Origin of the sequence: Flavobacterium sp. SM2513 (genome assembly GCF_050908145.1) — a bacterium.
Classification (GTDB): domain Bacteria; phylum Bacteroidota; class Bacteroidia; order Flavobacteriales; family Flavobacteriaceae; genus Flavobacterium.
Genome location: NZ_CP194228.1, coordinates 3,074,757 through 3,095,000, shown reverse-complemented (window position 1 = coordinate 3,095,000; position 20,244 = coordinate 3,074,757). Strand labels below are relative to the sequence as shown.

The 20,244-nt window shown below is 34.5% G+C and carries 18 protein-coding genes and 2 pseudogenes (1 of these 20 cut by a window edge); 9 read left to right on the top strand and 11 right to left on the bottom strand.

Translation table 11 applies throughout. From position 1 onward, the window contains the following. From istB to ACQ5J2_RS13240, 3 genes and pseudogenes are all read right to left on the bottom strand, one after another. On the bottom strand, window positions 1-98 hold the 5' end (the start) of the coding sequence (gene istB / locus ACQ5J2_RS13250) for an IS21-like element helper ATPase IstB (protein ID WP_432670668.1). The gene continues 637 nt to the left of window position 1, outside the view; only the first 98 of its 735 coding nucleotides appear in the window; the start codon lies at window positions 96-98; its stop codon lies off the left edge, out of view. A gap of 21 nt (window positions 99-119) precedes the next feature. After that, window positions 120-1,679, bottom strand: a complete 1,560-nt coding sequence (gene istA / locus ACQ5J2_RS13245) for an IS21 family transposase (protein ID WP_432670667.1) — start codon at window positions 1,677-1,679, stop codon at window positions 120-122. A gap of 96 nt (window positions 1,680-1,775) precedes the next feature. Next, window positions 1,776-1,940 (bottom strand): annotated as a pseudogene (locus tag ACQ5J2_RS13240) (IS3-like element ISPto4 family transposase); the annotation flags it as partial. A gap of 63 nt (window positions 1,941-2,003) precedes the next feature. Between ACQ5J2_RS13240 and ACQ5J2_RS13235 the strand changes: the two are divergent. The 4 genes and pseudogenes from ACQ5J2_RS13235 to ACQ5J2_RS13220 all read left to right on the top strand — a co-directional run bounded on the left by ACQ5J2_RS13235 (window position 2,004) and on the right by ACQ5J2_RS13220 (window position 3,340). After that, complete coding sequence (locus ACQ5J2_RS13235) at window positions 2,004-2,300, top strand: transposase (protein WP_432670942.1); 297 nt, start codon at window positions 2,004-2,006, stop codon at window positions 2,298-2,300. A 97-nt stretch (window positions 2,301-2,397) separates the two neighbouring features. Next, window positions 2,398-2,646, top strand: coding sequence for a hypothetical protein (locus ACQ5J2_RS13230; protein ID WP_432670941.1), 249 nt, complete (start codon window positions 2,398-2,400; stop codon window positions 2,644-2,646). Between the two features lie 17 nt (window positions 2,647-2,663). Then, complete coding sequence (locus ACQ5J2_RS13225) at window positions 2,664-3,134, top strand: DDE-type integrase/transposase/recombinase (RefSeq protein ID WP_432670940.1); 471 nt, start codon at window positions 2,664-2,666, stop codon at window positions 3,132-3,134. A 9-nt stretch (window positions 3,135-3,143) separates the two neighbouring features. Then, window positions 3,144-3,340 (top strand): annotated as a pseudogene (locus ACQ5J2_RS13220) (IS3 family transposase). Window positions 3,341-3,413: 73 nt separating this feature from the next. On the opposite strand, the gene ACQ5J2_RS13215 reads toward ACQ5J2_RS13220, so the two are convergent. From ACQ5J2_RS13215 to ACQ5J2_RS13180, 8 genes are all read right to left on the bottom strand, one after another. Beyond that, window positions 3,414-5,144, bottom strand: a complete 1,731-nt coding sequence (locus ACQ5J2_RS13215; protein ID WP_432670939.1) for a sodium:solute symporter — start codon at window positions 5,142-5,144, stop codon at window positions 3,414-3,416. Between the two features lie 114 nt (window positions 5,145-5,258). Then, complete coding sequence (locus ACQ5J2_RS13210) at window positions 5,259-7,763, bottom strand: PIG-L family deacetylase (RefSeq protein ID WP_432670938.1); 2,505 nt, start codon at window positions 7,761-7,763, stop codon at window positions 5,259-5,261. Window positions 7,764-7,863: 100 nt separating this feature from the next. Next, window positions 7,864-9,795: a hypothetical protein gene (locus ACQ5J2_RS13205; protein ID WP_432670937.1), complete on the bottom strand. Its 1,932-nt coding sequence runs from the start codon at window positions 9,793-9,795 to the stop codon at window positions 7,864-7,866. A gap of 83 nt (window positions 9,796-9,878) precedes the next feature. Further along, the gene (locus ACQ5J2_RS13200) at window positions 9,879-10,250 is read right to left on the bottom strand and encodes a hypothetical protein (protein WP_432670936.1); all 372 of its coding nucleotides are present in this window, start codon (window positions 10,248-10,250) and stop codon (window positions 9,879-9,881) included. Beyond that, window positions 10,237-10,599: a hypothetical protein gene (locus ACQ5J2_RS13195; protein WP_432670935.1), complete on the bottom strand. Its 363-nt coding sequence runs from the start codon at window positions 10,597-10,599 to the stop codon at window positions 10,237-10,239. Before ACQ5J2_RS13195 ends, ACQ5J2_RS13200 begins: the two co-directional genes overlap by 14 nt. 14 nt (window positions 10,600-10,613) lie before the next feature. Continuing rightward, the gene (locus ACQ5J2_RS13190; protein ID WP_432670934.1) at window positions 10,614-10,946 is read right to left on the bottom strand and encodes a YtxH domain-containing protein; all 333 of its coding nucleotides are present in this window, start codon (window positions 10,944-10,946) and stop codon (window positions 10,614-10,616) included. A gap of 94 nt (window positions 10,947-11,040) precedes the next feature. After that, window positions 11,041-11,691: a porin family protein gene (locus ACQ5J2_RS13185; protein WP_432670933.1), complete on the bottom strand. Its 651-nt coding sequence runs from the start codon at window positions 11,689-11,691 to the stop codon at window positions 11,041-11,043. Window positions 11,692-11,713: 22 nt separating this feature from the next. Next, window positions 11,714-12,148, bottom strand: a complete 435-nt coding sequence (locus ACQ5J2_RS13180) for a hypothetical protein (protein WP_432670932.1) — start codon at window positions 12,146-12,148, stop codon at window positions 11,714-11,716. A gap of 243 nt (window positions 12,149-12,391) precedes the next feature. Between ACQ5J2_RS13180 and ACQ5J2_RS13175 the strand changes: the two genes are divergently transcribed. The 5 genes from ACQ5J2_RS13175 to rpsA all read left to right on the top strand — a co-directional run bounded on the left by ACQ5J2_RS13175 (window position 12,392) and on the right by rpsA (window position 20,115). Further along, entirely contained in the window at window positions 12,392-13,411 is a 1,020-nt protein-coding gene (locus ACQ5J2_RS13175) for a quinone-dependent dihydroorotate dehydrogenase (protein ID WP_432670931.1), read from the top strand. A 218-nt stretch (window positions 13,412-13,629) separates the two neighbouring features. Beyond that, a complete protein-coding gene (locus ACQ5J2_RS13170) occupies window positions 13,630-14,493 on the top strand; it encodes a hydroxymethylglutaryl-CoA lyase (RefSeq protein WP_432670930.1) in 864 nt (287 codons plus the stop codon). A 91-nt stretch (window positions 14,494-14,584) separates the two neighbouring features. Then, on the top strand, window positions 14,585-16,474 hold the full coding sequence (locus ACQ5J2_RS13165) for a tetratricopeptide repeat-containing sensor histidine kinase (RefSeq protein ID WP_432670929.1): 1,890 nt from the start codon (window positions 14,585-14,587) through the stop codon (window positions 16,472-16,474). 71 nt (window positions 16,475-16,545) lie between these two features. Next, window positions 16,546-18,018 (top strand): IMP dehydrogenase, encoded by a 1,473-nt coding sequence (gene guaB, locus ACQ5J2_RS13160; protein ID WP_432670928.1) that lies wholly within the window; start codon window positions 16,546-16,548, stop codon window positions 18,016-18,018. Between the two features lie 315 nt (window positions 18,019-18,333). Then, on the top strand, window positions 18,334-20,115 hold the full coding sequence (rpsA, locus tag ACQ5J2_RS13155) for a 30S ribosomal protein S1 (protein WP_432670927.1): 1,782 nt from the start codon (window positions 18,334-18,336) through the stop codon (window positions 20,113-20,115). The last annotated feature ends 129 nt before the right edge of the window (window positions 20,116-20,244 follow it).

The following is a 20,244-nucleotide window of genomic DNA, read 5'->3' as shown; positions in this document are numbered from 1 at the left end:
GTGTCCTGATTTCTGGTTTCGAATGAAGATTCATACGCTCTTTTCATTCCGTTTAAACGCATTTTCTGCATCTTTTCAATAGTGGCATTTGTATTCATAATTTTATTTTATTTAAAATGTTAAGCATAATATTTTGACCCTCTGATATTGTCATGGTTAGAAATTGATATATTGAATGAATCGGCATGTTCCTCTTCTTTATCAAGTCCTCTCTCTAAAATATTTTTGATAGAATTGTAGCTGATAGCATCATAGTTCAGTGCCCGTTTACAGGCGTTGTCCAAACGCTGCTTTCCTATCTTGGACTCCATGCTCAATATTCCCATACAACTCTTGTAGCTCTGTTCAGGATACTGCTTTTTATCCAATATTTTCTCGATATACTCCTTTGTATGACTGCCTATTTTTTGTGCCCATGCAATAAAATATTCCGAACTCCAATCGCTATTATAGGTGTGATTGACGGGCATGTGTTCCTTTAGGGTTACATAATGATAAGCCTTGCGGCTGCGTGGATGAAGTGCAATTCGGGCTTGGTTGTGGTAGATTTCCACCACGCTTTGGGTAAGAACCATTTTCACTTTCTTTCCGATATAGGCGTTGGGTACGCTGTAATAGTTTTTGTCCGCAGAATAATAGGCATGACAGTTCTTTTGTACGGTGGCGATTTTGTAGTCTCTAAGCTCATATTTCTCTATAGGCAATGACTTTAAAGCATCCTTTTCAATTTCTAAAAATAGAGCTGTACGACTACTATGTTTCTTTTGAAAAGGGGTTTGGTTGTAAATCAAAAGAAGCTTCTTTATAGCCAAATTCAATTCAGCAATGCTATAAAATTCTTTATCTCTTAAGGCAGCATATATGCGGGTATAAGTGATATTCACGGCACCTTCAACTAAAGATTTATCCTTGGGTTTCAAGGCTCTTGCAGGCATAATTGAAGTGTCGTAATGCGAAGCAAAGCAGGCAAATTGTTCGTTTACATGCGGCTCGTATCTATTGGATTTGGTTACTGCTGATTTTAAATTGTCAGGAATAATGCAAGCTGGGACCCCTCCTAGATAATGCAAACAGTTTTGAACACTACCTATAAAATCGGGAATCTGCTGCGAAAAAGAGGCTTCTACATAAGTGTATTGGCTTGCACCAAGGGTGGCAACAAAGACTTCCACTGGCTTTAGTTCACCGGTTTCCTTGTCGATGATGTGGAGTTTTTTGCCCGCATAATCTATGAAGAGTTTTTCTCCAGCTTTGTGGGTAGTGGGCATGTACCCTTCTGATTTTCGGTTCCATTTGTTATAATGGTCGCAGAACTGACTGTACATAACCCCCTGCGGATGCTTTGTCTTGTACTCAGTCCAGAGAATCTGACGGGTGACACCCACACGCTTTAATTCCTTTTCGATATAAGGAAAAATGGAATGTAAATCTTTGTGAATCTGCTCTCTATTAAGTAAATCTAACTCATTGGGAACTTCGAAGAGCTCAGATAATTCATCTCCTTTGAGTTCAAGGAGTTCCTTGAAGCAAATTCCAGACTTCTCTATCAAACAAAGATATTTGATGATTGTTGTCCTTGATTTTCCAAGGCTTTTGGATATTTGATTGTTCGAAAGACCATTGTCCTTCAGCCTGATGATTTCTCGTATCATAATTGATCCTATTGATTTATTAGCCATACCCATGTGATTAGATCACAAAGTAGGACAAAAAATCATCATCAAAACTGTTCACTTTGAACCGGAATCACGGTGTACAGTTTGCTCCGGAATATCCAGTAAATCTTTGGAAACATTTATTTTTACAAAGTCTTTTGATTTTTGCCAATGATAAAAAATGTTTTTACTAACTTTCATGCATTTACACATCTTCTCAACAGGAAAAGTAGGATTGTTTTTTAAAATAAACTCATACCTTATTTGTCGCTCTTGGAGAAGATGCCCACTGGATATACTAATTTAGCTGGGAGTTTAAGTTAAGAGAAAAAAACTTAATTTTACCTTATGACAAAAGAGAGAAAAATTTATGACGCAGCATTTAAGATAAAAGCTGTAGAACTAAGCAATGAACGTTCGAACATTACTGAATTAGCCAGAGAATTAGGTATCCGTGTTAGTATGCTTTATAAGTGGCGTAAGGATTACGATAAATTTGGCACTGGTAGCTTTCCTGGTAATGGGATTTTAAAACAAACAGCAGAGCAAAAATTGATTAGCGAATTAGAGGCTAAACTGAAAGAAGCTGAACTAGAACGAGATATATTAAAAAAAGCAGTGGGCATTTTTTATTCATGTGTTTAAGTTTGTTTTTTTGTATTCATGAATCTTCGATTTCCAAGAGCGGTCGATGATATTTGATTTTATTAAAAATCATGCAAAAATATTTCCGATTGAAAAGATGTGTAAAGTTTTAAAAGTCAGCCAGAGTGACTATTACCGGTGGAAAATTGCTGTTATTTCTAAAAGACTTCAGAAAAAGAATGTTTTAAAAGAAAAAATTACAGCCCTTTATTTTGAATCCAAACAACGCTATGGTAGTCCACGACCCGAGAGCTATGCTCGAACTGGCGAAGCAATAACAATGGAATTAAATATTCTAGGGTATAAAATTTCAAGACCCGAGAGCTTGCTCGAACTGGCGAAGTAAACACAGTTGTAAAATACATGAGAGAGCTTGGTTTAAAAAGTAAGTTGAGCAAAAAATTCAAGATTACCACTGATTCTAAACATAATTATTTACTTGTCGAAAATGTGTTAAACAGACAATTTCTGTTTTCTCAGCCCTCAAAAGCATGGGTTTCGGACATTACATATATTCGCACTAAAGAAGGATTTTTGTATTTAACAACGGTTATAGATTTGTATGCCAGAAAAATCATCGGCTGCAGCTTAAGTGATGGAATGAGTACAAATGACCCAAGCGATAGCGAACAGGCGAAGCAAACAACTTTAGCATCATGGAAAATGGCAATTAGAAACAGAAATGTGCAAAATGGATTAATTTTTCATTGCTTCGCCAGTTGGAGCAGAGCTCTCGGGTCGGATCGAGGTGTCCAGTATGCCAATAACAAATTTGCAAATGTTTTAGATTCATATAAAGTAACTCGAAACATGAGTAGAACAGGAAATTGTTGAGATAATGCAGTGGCAGAGCGCTTTTTTAAATCATTGAAAACGGAATTGATTTACGGCAATAAACTGATCTCAAAAGAAGAAATGAAGCTCCAAGTTTTGAATACATTGAACTCTGGTACAATCAAAAAAGGAGACATTCAGCTTTAAAATATATGACAATAAAGGAATTTAACAAACAATCAAATAATTATAAAAATGTCGCTTAACTTAAACTCCATTTTTTATTTGCATATCCAGTTAATTGTTACAAAATCTCATGACAAGCATCATTAATGGTGATTATACCACCTCAACATTTTCAGGACGCTTATCTCTAAAAATCATTTGAAACACTACAGAAAACACTAACGTCAATACCGCACCAATGAAGTTTAACCATAAGTAACCTAGTTTTTCCTGACCGCTAGGGTAGATGTGGATGGCGAAATAGTAGATGAAGAAAATGGTCAATTGGCTTAAAGCCGCTCCCCAAAATATCGCTTTTCCTTTTACAAATTTCACATAGAAACCTACCAAAAATATCCCTAAAACCGTTCCGTAGAAAATAGAACCAACGATGTTTACCAACTGAATTAAGTTTTCAAATAAGGTTCCGAAACATGCGAAGAGAATCGCAATTCCACCCCACATTATTGTGAATAATTTAGAGGCATTTACAAAGTGCTTGTCTGATTTTTCGGTCTTTAAATTTCGCTTATAGATGTCAATTACCGTTGTAGAAGCTAGTGAACTCAAGCCTGAAGCCGTTGATGACATTGCAGCAGATAGAATTACGGCTAGTAACAACCCTATCATTCCTTTGGGCAGGAAGTTGATGATAAAATGGATAAATACATAATCGGCATCACTCGTTTTGTCCTTGTCATTTGCTTTTGCAATTATCGTTTTTGCCTCATCCCTAATGCTTTTCTCCTTTTCGTTTAAAGCAATAATGCGGCTTTTCAGCACTTTATTTTCGCGGTCAATATTGAGTTGAGTGGCATAGGCTAAAGTCACTTCTCTTTTTTCCGTGGAAACGGTGACTAAATCCTTTTCTAACTTTTCGTAATCAGCTGCATAAATAGATGTTTCTACGCTTTTCTTACTGTTCGGATTGAAGTTGATGGGTAAACTTTGGAACTGAAAGAACACGTAAACCATGACTCCTGTTAAGAGGATAAAAAACTGCATTGGCACTTTCATCAAGCCGTTAAATACCAATCCCATTTGGCTTTCGCGAATCGATTTTCCAGACAAATAACGTTGCACTTGCGACTGGTCTGTTCCAAAATAGGAGAGGGCTAAGAAAAAACCACCGGTGATTCCGCTCCAAAACGTGTAGCGGCTTTTGGTATCAAATGAGAAGTCGATGATGTTCATCTTGTCGTTGACACCCGCTATTTGTAAGGCATTTGAAAACGTAACTTCTTCGGGTAAATAGCTTACGATAAGGTAAAAAGCAATAAACATCCCTGACATGATGATGAACATTTGCTGTTTTTGCGTGACATTCACAGCTTTAGTTCCTCCAGTAAACGTATAAATTACGACTAATGTACCTATGATAAAAATCATTGGCGTTAGCTCCCAACCTAAGATGGTGGAGAGGATAATTGCAGGAGCGTAGATGGTTAAACCGGTTCCTAAACCCCGTTGAATTAAGAACAAAATTGCCGCTAAGGAGCGCGTTTTTAAATCGAAACGTTGTTCGAGATATTCATAAGCGGTATATACTTTAAGGCGGTGATAAATAGGAATAAAAGTGTAGCAAATAACCACCATCGCTAGCGGTAAACCGAAGTAAAACTGTACGAAACCCATCCCGTCGTTAAAGGCTTGTCCGGGTGTAGATAAAAAAGTAATGGCACTTGCTTGGGTGGCCATCACCGAAATTCCTACGGTGTACCAAGGCGTTTCGTTGTTTCCTAAAATATAATCCTTAACGTCCTTACTTCCTTTGGTTTTCCAAACGCCGTAAGCAACGATAAATAATAGGGTAAGGCTGAGAATAATCCAATCTAATTCTTGCATAATTTAAGAGAAGTAGGTCATTATAATATAAAAAATAAGAATGTAAATCGCATTGGCAGCAAGTACCAGCGTATAATTCTTTTTCCAGGTTTTTGTCTTTTTGGGTTCCATAATTTACTGTGCGTTTTTGAGGCTAATTAAGTTAGCAAGAAGTCGGTGAGCTCCTGAAACTCCCGCCGGTAATTCTCTGAAGAAACTTAGACCTGTGTAAATATAGTGTCCTTTTCCGTAAGAAGCGACTAATAACGCGCCCTTTTTTGGAGATTCATTTTCGTCAAAGGAGGAAATTATAGGTGTAAATTCCGTTCCCCATTGGTCGGGATAGTACAATCCTTGCTCTTGAACCCAGTTTTCAAAATCTTTGGAAGTGATTTTGTTTGGCGTATTCAACACCGGATGATTCGGTGCTAAAAACGTGACTTTTGCATCCTCTTCGGTAACGCGGTCTCTCGAAATTCTCAAATCATAAGGAGCTAATTTATCAGTGACGAGTTTGCCCGTTGTGTTGTATTGCACAATCATGGTTTTCCCTTCTTCAACCAAATCTAGCAAAATTGGTTGCTTAAATTCCAGGTCGTTGACGGTGTTGTATGCGCGAATTCCCATGATTATTACATCGAAATTCTGTAAATACTCTTTATTAATTTCCTCTGGTTTTACAATCGTTACGGCATAACCCATTTGTTGCAAACTTACAGGAACCTCATCACCAGCACCCATAATGTAGGCGATTTTTTCGATACCGGTTTTAATATCTAACTTAATGAATTTAGCAGAAGACGGTTGCAGCACTTGTTGTGTTGAAATGTGGCCGTAATTAATTACGATTTTTTCTTTGTCAAATGAAGCACCATTTGCTGTTACAATCGCTTTTACGGTAACTTCACTACTTGATTTAGGTGGCGTGATTGTGAAGGAGAATGTTTTAGATTCGTTTTTCAATGATATAGAAAAAGGAATATTTTCTGGCGAAACGTTCCAATTTTTAGGGAGTTCTAGTTTTAAAACTCCGTTTACATTTGCCGCTCCAGATTGTACTTTTATTGACACCGTTTGAGCTGCATTTGTATTGAAAATTTTGACTTTATCAGTGAAACTGGTTGTTACCAAAGGTTCGATGTCAAAAGGTTTGTATACTTCACCTTTTACAGGGTCATTAAATTTATAAATAACCGTTCTTTCAAAAGGAATAGTGGTCTCGTTTATTTTTATGTTGAAAACAGTTTTCACTTCTCGAATAATATCCGGTTTCCCGATGTTTTCCTGGTTATCTACACGGTACATTCCCACAGTTCCTTGCTCTTTTAACCAATAAGGCGAAGTGTATTCTAAATTTTTTGGCAAATGTATTTTTAGTGAAATATTCTCGTTAATATTGTTTGCTAAAGCGATATTCTGATTGTATAATTTTCCTTCCGGCAAAACTAAGATGCTTTCTAAACTCATCTTAACCGAACTTCTATTTATAGCTTCGGCATTAAAACTGATATCGCTATCTGGTGTTGCAGATTGATTTTCAGCAACAGTTTCCAAGAAAAGTCCTGCACAAGAAGCGATAATTTCCTTAATTTCAGTTGATTTAACGGTTTTCCAATGTTCGTCTTTTAAACTTTGAATCATTTGATACGCTTTCACTAAATCAGCTATACTTGCAGATGGGTTTTTAAAATTATACTCATTCGTTATTTTTGAGATGAGTGTTCCAATGGGTTTTCCACCATCAACACGGTTCCATGAGGTATCAATTCCTTCAAATAAATTGGTTTTATCAGTAGGTTTTTCACCTTTGGTAAACTCTAAATACTCCATGTCGTCACCACGAACGCCCGTTGAACCAAAACCTTGTGATTGATGACTACTTCTGCTCAGTGATGCAATCTCTTGGTTGGATTTACCAAAACTTTGGTAATACGTTCCCGTTGATAAGTTGACTAAATTAGTTTTATCTGCCGCGTCAAACTTTTCTTTACTTCCAAAAAACCACCAAGAAGTATTGTAATATAATCTTTTGGCTTGCCAAGTACTAACTGAATTCAGTTGATTAGGGTAAGCATTTTTATTATTTGTCAAGTCAAAAGCTTCTTGAGCTAACATAGCCGATGAAGTGTGATGTCCATGCGTGGTTCCTGGCGTTCGATAGTCAAAACGGGTAACAATAACATCAGGTTGAAACTTTCGAATGATGTACACCATATCACCTAATACTTCGTTTTTATTCCAGGTCTTTAAGGTTTCTGTGGGTACTTTTGAGTAACCAAAATCATTTGCACGCGAAAAAAATTGTTCTCCACCATCAATTTTTCTTGCCTCAATAAGTTCTTGCGTTCGAATAACACCCAGAAGTTCACGCAATTCTGGACCTACTAAATTTTGTCCGCCATCGCCACGAGTTAAAGATAAATAGCCCGTTCGCGCTTTTTGAGCATTTGCCATATAGGATATCAGACGTGTATTTTCATCATCTGGATGTGCCGCAATATAAAGTACAGAACCTAAAAAGCTGAGTTTTTCAATCTTAGCATAAATTTCTGCTGAACTGTATTTGGCAGGAGCTTGAGCCTTTAATTGAACTGAAAAACATATAATAAAAAGTAAAAATAGGGTAGAACGAAACTGCATACTAACTGGAATAAATAGGAATAGAATGCGAATATAGGGATTTAATGAAAGTTTAAATTGTTTTAAAAAACCTTTAACATTACATTAAAACCTGTCAATTTTATTGATACAATACTGTTCTGGGTTTCCCTAATTCAAAATCTTGGAAGCCAAAATCTTCTGTTTCAAATGAATTTGTTTTGAAAAGATTACTACCTTGACCAGGAATGGAAGGGAAGTAAGCTAATGAAAATTGGAACGAGTTAAATACTAAATAATCATTGCTGATGATTACTCCAACTACAAAAGAAGAATAAACGGGGCTTTTGAAGATACCGCGTGTATTGTTTCCTAAAATTCCAGTCGTTAAATTAAAGTAAGGGTTGACTCTAAAACCCCATAAATCCCACGGTGAATAAAACTGGGTTTGTAGCGACAAAATAACTTTTTTAGTACCAAAATCACGAGTGGCATAACCTCTGATTCCAAATGAATTATTCCCGTCAAATCCAGCTCCATAGTCTCCTTGAAAACGGGTGCTTTCATCGATAGAAATATAATCTCCGTTACTTTCGAGGCGATTCCAACCCAAAACTACTTGGGGTTTTACGAATTGTCGCATCTTCCATTTATCACCAATCATAATCAAATCAGTAAAATAATTGACCTGTAAATTCAAAGCCGATTGTTCCAATCGTTTGTCGTTAAAAAAGGTTCCATATTCTAAGTTAGCACTTAAATAGCCAAATTTAAAGTAATTACCAAACGAAGCTCTTCCTCCTAAATAATACCTTCCTTGATTGTTTTTTCGTTGATAACCACCTGTAATATTGTATATTTTACCAATAGGTACATCTTCAATAATTCCATAATTAAATAAATATTGATCTTCGACAAATCGTCGGGATGATATACCAATTCCCATCATTACAAAATTCTCTCCCGAATAATAATTTATAGAATCGTATGCAATGGACGGAGTTTCATTGTAACCTGTATGCAAGAAACGTGTGGCTAAAATTAAATTGGTTGTTCTAGCGGTTTCAGTAGTACCATTGAAAACAGCTAATGCATGACCAGCCCATAAATCTTGAGAATTATACTTGAAATTTTGCAAGGCATAATCTCCAGCACTATTCTGTAAAGAATCAATATTAAACTGCTGGTCCATGTAAATTCCACCAGCCCATTTTGTATAAGCAGAATAAAACCTGCGTTCAATATTTATGCTTTTGCCATAACTACCATCTAAATTTATACGATAATTAAGAGAGGTACGAATGTAAGAATTTTTAATAGTTGGAGCAATAAGTTCAGTTTGAAATCCCGTATTTTCATTGCCTTTTTCAGTAGTGATTCTGTTTGTGAATTCTATTCCCGTACCAAAAGCATTACGGTCAACGAGCTCAAAATTAGTTCTACTAGGAGAGATAGAGCCAGAAGGAATTAAGCTCCAAGAGTCCAAAACTCGTATAGTAACGTCTATCGAATCTGATTTGGGCTGGATAAGATTTGCAGTGATATTAACTTCCCTAACGAACCGTTGAGAACGAATCAAACGTTCTGTTTCTCGTACAATCAAAGTATCAAGTGGCTGTTTTCTTTTGATTAGCGACAAATTCCTTATCGCAAATTCTTTAGATTTTAAATGCAATCTATTCCCCGTTTCTTCAGCCCAATTTTTAGGTCTTTTTGTAGTATCGTTAACGGAGTAGCCAAAAGGGTCTAATGTTTCAACAATAATATTTCGAACAATCTTACCTTCGTATTTTTTATAGTTTCGAACTCTAGGGCGCTTTATTGGATTACCACTTTTAACATCCCTTGACTCAAATATAGCTTTATGCAGCAGCTTTGTGAATTTACTCTTTTCTGAAAATTTTTCTATCTTATTATATAAAGTGGTGTCCTTTTCTTGCTTTACATAAGTGGAGTCATTTTTAACTATTTTTTTTTGAATAGTGTCGTTCTTTTCACCTTTTACTTGAGAAAATGAATTAATAGTATTGAATACCGAGATTATCAAAAGAAAAGTAGAGAAAGATAATTTCATTAGCAAAAGGGTAATAGTAAGAATTAGGTGTAACTTTTTATATAGAAAAAAAGACCGATTTCAATTAAAAACCGGTCTTACTATTAGAATCTTCTTTCTTCTTCTTCGTCAGGTAATTTATTAATCACAAAACCTGAAACTGCAGCTTGAACCGCCGTAGCAAACAGTTTTTTGAAAATCCCAGCTTTTGGACCGAGCATTAGTTTTCGTGTAAGAAAACCACTTGCTAAACCAATACCAGTTTTCAATAAACCGTTTTTAAATCCTGTAGAAGAAACTGTTTCTCCTAAATTTGAAATTCCTTCCTGAAACTTTTCTTTTACGATATTTACAGGGTTTAACTCATGCAATGTATATTCTGTATGTTTCTTAAGAATTTCTAATTCTAAAGCACTTTGTGCTTCTAAATTTCGAATTGCTTCTGCTAATGTTTTATCGCTATTAATTGTGTACATCGTCTTTCTTTTTAAAAATTTGATTAATAATGTAGTTATTAAGTTTAATTTCCAACAATTTACGACGATTAATCGTCATGAAAATGGCAACTAAAGCGTAAAAACCTGCTAGTGCAAAAAAGCCATAATAGTTTTTTCCTAATAATTCACCTAAGTACAATGATAGACCAATTGAAAACAACACAAAAAATAAAGCAAAAATAACAGCGATAATTAATTGAGATACAACGGACGCAAACACATCAGTAACTTTATCAATTGTTTTTAAGCGGTACAATTCTATGGTGGTTTTAATGTAACTTTCCACCTTCTCAAAAAGCATTTCTATTAATATTGCTTTATCTTTCATAGTTGTAAATTTGATTATTTGATTTGACTTGCAGCTCTAGCTTTAGCTTCTTGAGCTAAATCTCTACCACCAGAATACAATTTAGAAGCATCGTCTTTTGCATCTTCTGCAACTTCTTTACCGTGTTCGAATAATTGAGAAGCGTCTTTTTTAACACTTTCTAGTTTGCTGGACAAAGATGCAATAACATCTTCATATTTCGACTTCATATCACCCATAGATTCTTTGCTTTTTTTAGCAATTTTTTTACGTGTGTCTGTTCCTTTTTCAGGCGCGAATAATATTCCTAAAATTGCCCCTGTTGCTAATCCTGCGATTGCTCCTAAAATAACTTTTCCTGAACTCATAATGTTTGTTTTTAAAATTAGTATTTTTTTTTTAATTCGGCGAAAGATATAGCGGTCTTTCACTTTTCTTTTTCAATAACAATTCTTCCCATTCTTAGAATTTGTATCCTAACGTAATTTGAAATAATTGATTTTTATAATTAATATCACTAGTACTATTGTCTTTATTCACTTTGCTTAAGTCCCAAGAACCTCTTGCAGAAATTAAGAAATTTTGAACACTAAAGTCTACACCTGCTGAAAGTCCTAGAGTAGCTCTGTTATTGTTGTCGTCCAAATCTTCTTCATCAATCGTACTAAATCCATTCAACTCATATTTTGTACTCAATAAATAAGAAAATTGTGGACCTGCAAGAATACTGATGTTTTCTGTTGGTTTAATTTGCAAGTGAATTGGTAAATCTAAATAACTTGATGTGATTTCACCGTCAAAAAATGTTCCTTCGGTTTTAAAACCTTTTTGAGAATATAATAATTCGGGTTGAATACCAACTAATTGATTTAACGGAATCGACACAAAAACACCTCCAGCAAAACCAACTTTCCCATCAGCAACATATCCGTCTCCACTTTCGCTATACACATTTGAATAATTGATACCAGCTTTTATACCAACGCTTAGTACTTCTCTGTTATCCATTGAATAGGGCTCATTCGTCGTTGTTGTTTGTGCAACATTTGATTGTGTTGATAGTAACGCAAGAGCAAATACTGGGGCAATAAATAAATTTTTTAAGGTAATCATAATCTAAAATTTAATTTGGGATTTAATTTTGGTTTTCTAATTTTTCAAATTCTTGCTCTAAAGCATCTGCATTATCTTTCAAATCATTTTTGAACGTTTCATAATTTGATTCATCATAGGATGTGTAGGCATCTAATTTTGATTTCAAAGCTTCATTTCTGGTCTGCAAATCGTCAATTCTAGTGGTATAATCTTCTTTTTCTTTCGAAGTACCTTTAATTTCTTTGACTCTTAAATCACGAATCTTTTTGTTGTTATCCGATATTTTTTCATAAATATCTAACTTGAATTTTTCTAAAGCTTCTGCAGCTTCATTTTTAGACTCCATCAAATCGACACGAGCGTCTAAAACTTCTTCTTGGGTTTGTTTTACATTTGATTCAGCGTCTTTACAACTTGTAAAAGAAACGGCTAAAATCGATGCCAACATTCCTAAAGTAATAATTGATTTTCTCATAGCATTTTTATTAATTATAGGTTGTTAAATCTATAGTACAAAGATGCCCTCGTTTCAGTGTTAATCTGTTATAGTACTTTTTTTATAATTTATAAAATTTGAACTTTAGGGCAAAAAAACGATGATTTTATAGTCTTAAAGTGGATTTAGGATGAAGTTCCGTCGTTTTGTCTTCGTTTTGATTGAAATAGATTTAGGTGGATAGTTCCTTTTATGTATTTTTGCACAACTAAAAACAACAGCATGTACAAACAACTCATTCGACCATTTTTATTCAAATACGACCCAGAAGAAGTTCATTATTTTACTTTTTCTCTAATTCGAAAATTATCTAAAATTCCTGGAATGAATTTTTTATTTCGAAAACTATACGAAACTAATGACCCTCGTTTAGAACGCGAAGTTTTTGGGTTAAAATTTAAAAACCCCGTAGGTTTAGCGGCAGGATTCGATAAAGATGCTAAGTTATACAAAGAACTTTCAAACTTTGGCTTCGGATTTATTGAAATTGGAACGCTTACACCAAAAGGTCAAGAAGGAAACCCTAAAAAGCGATTGTTTCGATTAAAAGAAGACCAAGCAATCATCAATCGAATGGGATTTAATAACGGCGGCGTTCTCGAAGCAGTCGAACGGTTGAAAAAAAACGAAGGTGTATTAATAGGTGGGAACATCGGTAAAAATAAGTTGACACCAAACGAAGAGGCGGTAACTGATTATGAAATCTGTTTTGATTCATTATACGATTATGTAGATTATTTTGTAGTAAATGTAAGCTCGCCAAACACACCAAACTTAAGAGCACTACAAGACAAAGAACCACTACAACATTTATTACAGACTTTACAGAATAAAAATAAAACTACAATTAAGCAGAAACCGATTCTGCTTAAAATTGCTCCAGATTTAACTGATGAACAATTGCTTGATATAATTGACATCGTAAATTCCACCCAAATTGCAGGAGTTATCGCCACAAATACCACACTCTCAAGAGAAGGTTTACAATCACAAAACAAAACCGAAACCGGAGGTCTGTCAGGAAAACCGCTAACCAAACGTTCCACTGAAGTCATTCGTTTTCTAGCCGAAAAAAGCAACCGTTCCTTTCCAATTATTGGAGTAGGAGGTATTCATTCTGCTGAAGATGCGATTGAAAAACTAGATGCTGGAGCAAGTTTAGTCCAACTTTATACAGGTTTTATTTATGAAGGCCCCGCTTTAATTAAGGCAATTAATAAAGCAATACTTGCTAAACAGTAATGATTTACCAAAATATGTCCATCCTGAATTTAATAAGCCCTACGCCAATTTGAACAGGACAGGAGTAAACTTCAATAACACATGATTAAAACTCAACGAGACACAATTCAATTAATTAATAAAAATGCATCACCAAAAATTAGAACACAATAAGGCAATACCGTCATACTTAAAACATATTTTTTTGTCAATCAATTTCGTTTAGTATCTTTGACGCAATGAAGCCAATAAAAATTATTGAATGTCCCCGGGATGCCATGCAAGGCATTAAAACATTTATTCCTACTTCCGAAAAAGTAGCCTATATACAGTCACTTTTACGTGTAGGTTTTGACACGATTGATTTCGGTAGCTTCGTCTCTCCAAAAGCAATTCCTCAAATGGTTGATACCGCAGAAGTTTTGGCACAACTTGATTTGTCCCAAACGGATAGTAAACTTCTTGCAATCATTGCCAATACAAAAGGAGCTGAAATTGCTTCACATCATCCAGAAATACAATATTTAGGTTATCCGTTTTCAATTTCTGAAAATTTTCAGATGCGAAACACCCATAAAACCATTGCCGAATCTTTAATTACATTACAAGAAATTCTAGATATCGCATCAAGTTCTAATAAAGAAGTAGTAGCTTATCTTTCTATGGGTTTTGGAAATCCATATGGTGACCCTTGGAATGTTGAGATTGTAGGAGAATGGACTGAACGATTGTCAAATATGGGCGTTAGAATCCTTTCTTTATCTGATACTGTGGGAAGTTCGACACCAGATATTATCGAGTATTTGTTTGCCAATTTAATTCCGAAATACCCACAAATAGAATTTGGAGCGCATCTTCACACCACTCCAGATAAATGGTTTGAAAAAGTAAATGCCGCCTACAAGGGTGGATGCATACGATTTGACGGAGCTATTCAAGGTTTTGGAGGTTGTCCAATGGCAAAAGATGACTTAACAGGAAATATGCCAACTGAAAAATTACTTTCGTACTTCACCGCCGAAAAAGTAACGACAAATACGAGTCCATTGAGTTTTGAAAGCTCCTACAATGAGGCTACCAAGCTATTTACTCAATACCACTAGAAATAAAGATTTTCGTTATTTATTAGTGTTTTAAAATCAAATTATCATAATTTTAAATTGAATGTTTTAAATTGCTAAAAATGTATTTTTAATGAAATTCAGAAAAAGTCTAATTCTCGTGTTTTTGATGCTTTACGTTTCAAACGGATGGTCATTGGCTGTTTTTCAAATTCCGGTTATTCAACAAATCGATACACTACTTAAGGAAGCCGACCAGTTGAAATATGCAAATCTAGCGGTTGGTTTAAAGAAAGTATATCAAGCAGAAAAACTTGCCCAAAAATCTAAAAACGAGCAAAAACTAGGGGAAGTTTACACAATGCTTGGGATATATAAGTATCTTTATGGAACCTATGATGTGTCATTAGAAATGTACCTTAAAGCAATTTACATTCATAAAAAGTTTAAAAATGATGCTTTTTTAGCACGTTCATTAAATGGAGTAGGTTTAATTCAAAGTGGTTTTAATCAAAATCATGAATCCATCGAAACTTTTCGAGAGTCTTTAGAAATTGACTTGAAATACAATAATTATCACGGTATTGCCCGAAGTTATTTTAATATAAGTATCTCCCAAATTGGTCTTAAACAATATGAACAAGCAACCACTAGTTTAAGAAAATCACTGTTGTATTCTCAAAAACTCAAGGAAGAAGAGTCGAATCACATGGTTGAAAATAGACTTGGTGACATGATGTTAATTAGAAATAAACCAGACTCCGCTTTCTATTACTTTGAAAACTTACTGAAGGATAATACGCCGCCACCAAATAATTGGGAAAAAGCTTATGCCTATGCAGGTTTAGCAGAAACGTATTTATCACTTAAAGACTACGATAATGCCGAAATAAACGCCGTAAAAAGTTACGATTATGCCTTCAAGTTAAATACAAAATGGGATTTAGCACGTATAGCAAAAATTCTATCAGAAGTAAATTTTAAGAAAGGAAAGCTAATAGAAGCATATGATTTTTTGCTTGAGAATAATGCCTTAGAAGACAGCCTTTACAATGAGCGAAAAATGAGCGACGTGAATTACCTTCAGCTTAAAAGTATGGAAGTTGAAAATTTGAAGTTAATGAATAAAAATGCCATTACACTACAAAAAGCAAAAAGAGATCGTATCATCATCTATGCCTTTTTACTCCTTACAATTTTATTAATTGGTGTACTATTTCTGGTGAGAAGAAATGCACGATTGAAAGATGTATTTAATAACGAATTAAATCAAAAAAATGAAAATATTGAAAATCAAAAGTTGCTTATAAGTAAACAAAATAAAGCACTGCTAAATTTGAATCAGTCAAAAAATCAGTTATTTTCTATCATTTCTCATGATTTGCGTTCGCCAATAAACTCCATCGTTCAAGTATTAGAATTGCAAAAAGACAAAGCATTTACACAAGAAATGCAGGATGAAATTTTTGAACAGTTACACAAACAGACACTGGCTACCTCAAATATGCTGAATAATTTATTACATTGGGCCAATACACAATTAGATGGTCAAGTAGTAAATCCTGAAAACATCGATATCGCATCAATTGTGGAAAGTGTTATCAGTTCGAGTTTATTAGAAATTAATAAAAAAGGAGTTACGATTGTTAATGCAATTCCAGAACAAAAATTGCTAATTACTGCCGATATTGGTCAAGTACGCATCATTATCCAAAATGTTTTAGCAAATGCAATTAAATTTACACCTACTAAAGGTACTGTAGACATAAATTATACGGAAGATGAAGAATTTATAAAAGTTCATATAATTGATTCAGGAAAAGGAATTACACAAGAAAAGATAGATCAAATATTAAATATTAATAAACGAATGAATTCTGAACAAGGAACCTCCTTTGAAGAGGGCACCGGTTTGGGATTACTGTTAGTAAAACAGTTTTTAGCAAATAATAACGGACTGCTAAATATTAAAAGTGGTCATACCAATGGAACTGAATTTATCATCTCTTTCTTAAAAAAATAGAAAAAAAACAATTAATGATGTTAGTAAATTTTGTATATTTGCACGCAATTTAACCACAACTACAAAAGGCAATGATTGCACATCAAACAAAAATTATCGGAGAAGGTCTAACTTACGATGATGTTCTATTGGTTCCCAACTTTTCAAATGTACTTCCCAGAGAAGTCAATATTCAAACTAAATTTTCCCGAAATATTACCTTAAACGTTCCTATTGTTTCCGCAGCGATGGATACAGTAACTGAAAGTTCAATGGCTATTGCTATGGCTCAAGAAGGTGGAATTGGTGTTCTGCATAAAAACATGACCATCGAACAACAAGCGGCAAAAGTGCGTAAAGTAAAACGTGCAGAATCAGGAATGATAATTGACCCTGTAACTTTACCTTTAAATTCTACTGTTGCAGATGCGAAAAATGCAATGAAGGAATTCGGAATTGGCGGAATTCCAATTGTGGATGAAAATAAAAAACTAATAGGAATCGTAACCAATCGAGATTTGCGTTTTGAAAAAAACAATGCACGTTCTATTACAGAAGTAATGACTTCTGAAAATTTAGTAACAGTTGCAGAAGGAACTTCATTAGCGGAAGCTGAAGTTGTTTTGCAAGGTCATAAAATAGAAAAACTTCCAGTTGTAAACGCTCATAATATTTTAGTAGGATTAATTACTTTTAGAGATATTACTAAATTAACGCAAAAGCCTAATGCTAATAAAGATATATTCGGTCGTTTGAGAGTTGCTGCAGCAATTGGTGTAACAGGTGATGCCGTTCAGAGAGCACAAGCTTTAGTGAATGCTGGAGTAGATGCTTTGATTATTGACACAGCTCACGGACATACTCAAGGAGTTGTTAATGTGTTGAAAGAAATAAAAGCAAAATTTTCTACAATTGATGTTATTGTAGGAAATATTGCCACACCAGAAGCTGCAAAATTTTTAGTTGAAAATGGAGCAGATGGAGTAAAGGTGGGAATTGGGCCAGGTTCAATTTGTACTACAAGAATTGTAGCTGGTGTTGGGTTTCCTCAATTTTCTGCAGTTTTAGAAGTTGCCGCTGCAATCAAAGGTTCAGGTGTTCCCGTAATCGCTGATGGTGGAATTCGTTATACAGGTGATATTCCCAAAGCAATTGCTGCAGGAGCTGATTGTGTAATGTTAGGTTCGCTTCTAGCAGGAACTAAAGAATCTCCAGGAGAAACTATAATTTTTGAAGGAAGAAAATTCAAATCGTATCGTGGAATGGGTTCTGTTGAAGCCATGCAAGAAGGCTCTAAAGATAGATACTTCCAAGATGTTGAAGATGATGTAAAAAAATTAGTTCCCGAAGGAATTGTAGGTCGTGTTCCTTATAAAGGTGAATTGAACGAAAGTATGCAACAATTCATTGGCGGACTTCGTGCAGGAATGGGGTACTGCGGTTCTAAAGATATTCCTACATTACAAGAAACAGGACGATTTATCCGAATTACTGCAAGCGGAATTAATGAAAGTCATCCGCATAATGTGACAATTACTAAAGAAGCTCCAAATTATTCAAGGTAATAAATGGGTATAAGTATAAAGTATAGCTCGGCAATTTTGTCGGGCTTTTTTTATTAGTCAATTTAAATCTAAGTCATAATGGAATAATCTTGTCGAAAGACTTGATAAATTATACCTATTAATAGTACTGATTTTGAATAAACAAAAACGCCTACTATATTATTTTGTAAATCAAAATATAAGTTTTACTTTTGCACACCTTTTAGCGAATAGCGTTTCTATTAGGTATCAAATATTTAAGTAAACAACTTCTGTTTTTTTCTTATTGCATTAAGAAACGCGAGAAATACAGAATACAAATTTTTATCAGAACATATGTCTGAAGTTAACAAATCACAAGAAGAGTTTTTAGCGAATTTCAACTGGCACAATTTCCAAGAAGGAATTGACATCGTTGACGAAAAAAACTTACAAGAATTTGAAGAATTAGTAGCAAAAACTTTTATTGCAACTGATCAAGAAGAAGTAGTAGATGGAACTGTTGTAAGAATCACTGACAGAGATGCTATCGTTGATATCAACGCTAAATCAGAAGGTGTAATTTCTTTAAATGAATTCCGTTACAATCCAAACTTAAAAGTAGGTGACAAAGTTGAAGTTTTAATTGACATCCGTGAGGATAAAACAGGTCAATTGGTTCTTTCACACAGAAAAGCACGTACTATCAAAGCTTGGGATAGAGTTATCTCTGCAAATGAAACAGGAGAAATCGTTAATGGTTTTGTAAAATGCAGAACTAAAGGTGGTATGATCGTTGACGTTTTCGGAATTGAAGCGTTCTTACCAGGATCTCAAATTGATGTTAAACCAATTAGAGATTACGACGTATACGTAAACAAAACAATGGAATTCAAAGTTGTGAAAATTAATCACGAATTTAAAAACGTTGTTGTATCTCACAAAGCGCTTATCGAAGCGGATATTGAAGTACAGAAAAAAGAAATCATCGGTCAATTAGAAAAAGGACAAGTATTAGAAGGTGTTGTTAAAAACATTACTTCTTATGGTGTGTTTATTGACTTAGGTGGTGTTGATGGATTGATTCACATTACTGACCTTTCTTGGTCTAGAATCAATCACCCAAGTGAAGTTCTTGAATTAGACCAGAAATTGAATGTTGTAATCCTTGACTTTGATGACGAGAAAACAAGAATTCAATTAGGTTTAAAACAATTAAACGCTCACCCATGGGATGCTTTAGATGCTAACCTTGCTGTTGGTGATAAAGTAAAAGGTAAAGTAGTTGTTATCGCTGATTACGGTGCTTTCATCGAAGTTGCTGAAGGTGTTGAAGGTTTGATCCACGTTTCTGAAATGTCATGGTCAACTCATTTACGTTCTGCTCAAGATTTCGTAAAAGTTGGTGATGAAGTGGATGCAGTTATCTTAACTTTAGATAGAGATGACCGTAAAATGTCATTAGGTATCAAACAGTTATCGCAAGATCCTTGGACTGATATTACTTCTAAATACCCTGTAGGTTCTAAACATTCAGGTATCGTTAGAAACTTTACAAACTTTGGTATCTTCGTAGAACTTGAAGAAGGAATTGATGGATTAATTTACATCTCTGACTTATCTTGGACTAAGAAAATCAAACACCCATCTGAATTTGTAAATGTTGGTGAAAGTTTAGACGTAGTAGTATTAGAATTAGATGTTGACGGACGTAAATTATCTTTAGGTCATAAACAAACCACTGCTAATCCTTGGGACAAACATGAAGAAGCTTACGCTGTAGGAACTATCCACAACGGTGAAATCTCTGAAATTGTTGACAAAGGAGCTACTGTAGATTTCGGTGATGATGTTGTTGCATTTATTCCAACACGTCATTTAGAAAAAGAAGACGGTAAAAAATTGAAAAAAGGCGAAACTGCTGATTTCAAAGTTATCGAATTCAACAAAGAATTTAAAAGAGTTGTTGCGTCTCACACAGCAATCTTCCGTGAAGAAGAAGAGAAAAATGTGAAAGCTAACAACGATAATAATAGTTCTTCTAACAATAACAACAACAATAACGCAGCATCTACTTTAGGAGATAGCAACGATATTTTGGCGGAATTGAAAGCTAAAATGGAAAAAGGAGGGAAATAATTTTCTGAATTTATTTCAATGATAGTAAAGCCTCACAGTAATGTGAGGCTTTTTTTATGTATTATTTTCATTCATTTTAAAACCACAAGAAATGTATTCCCGTAAATGACTTTATAAAACATTAAAAAT

Coding starts and splice junctions, on each gene's coding strand:
- guaB (WP_432670928.1), top strand. CDS start 16,546: ATGATTGCACATCAAACAAAAATTATCGGAGAAGGTCTAACTTACGAT.
- ACQ5J2_RS13230 (WP_432670941.1), top strand. CDS start 2,398: ATGTGTAAAGTTTTAAAAGTCAGCCAGAGTGACTATTACCGGTGGAAA.
- ACQ5J2_RS13170 (WP_432670930.1), top strand. CDS start 13,630: ATGAAGCCAATAAAAATTATTGAATGTCCCCGGGATGCCATGCAAGGC.
- ACQ5J2_RS13210 (WP_432670938.1), bottom strand. CDS start 7,763: ATGCAGTTTCGTTCTACCCTATTTTTACTTTTTATTATATGTTTTTCA.
- istA (WP_432670667.1), bottom strand. CDS start 1,679: ATGGCTAATAAATCAATAGGATCAATTATGATACGAGAAATCATCAGG.
- ACQ5J2_RS13235 (WP_432670942.1), top strand. CDS start 2,004: ATGACAAAAGAGAGAAAAATTTATGACGCAGCATTTAAGATAAAAGCT.
- ACQ5J2_RS13200 (WP_432670936.1), bottom strand. CDS start 10,250: ATGTACACAATTAATAGCGATAAAACATTAGCAGAAGCAATTCGAAAT.
- ACQ5J2_RS13165 (WP_432670929.1), top strand. CDS start 14,585: ATGAAATTCAGAAAAAGTCTAATTCTCGTGTTTTTGATGCTTTACGTT.
- ACQ5J2_RS13180 (WP_432670932.1), bottom strand. CDS start 12,148: ATGAGAAAATCAATTATTACTTTAGGAATGTTGGCATCGATTTTAGCC.
- rpsA (WP_432670927.1), top strand. CDS start 18,334: ATGTCTGAAGTTAACAAATCACAAGAAGAGTTTTTAGCGAATTTCAAC.
- ACQ5J2_RS13205 (WP_432670937.1), bottom strand. CDS start 9,795: ATGAAATTATCTTTCTCTACTTTTCTTTTGATAATCTCGGTATTCAAT.
- ACQ5J2_RS13185 (WP_432670933.1), bottom strand. CDS start 11,691: ATGATTACCTTAAAAAATTTATTTATTGCCCCAGTATTTGCTCTTGCG.
- ACQ5J2_RS13215 (WP_432670939.1), bottom strand. CDS start 5,144: ATGCAAGAATTAGATTGGATTATTCTCAGCCTTACCCTATTATTTATC.
- ACQ5J2_RS13195 (WP_432670935.1), bottom strand. CDS start 10,599: ATGAAAGATAAAGCAATATTAATAGAAATGCTTTTTGAGAAGGTGGAA.
- ACQ5J2_RS13225 (WP_432670940.1), top strand. CDS start 2,664: ATGAGAGAGCTTGGTTTAAAAAGTAAGTTGAGCAAAAAATTCAAGATT.
- ACQ5J2_RS13190 (WP_432670934.1), bottom strand. CDS start 10,946: ATGAGTTCAGGAAAAGTTATTTTAGGAGCAATCGCAGGATTAGCAACA.
- ACQ5J2_RS13175 (WP_432670931.1), top strand. CDS start 12,392: ATGTACAAACAACTCATTCGACCATTTTTATTCAAATACGACCCAGAA.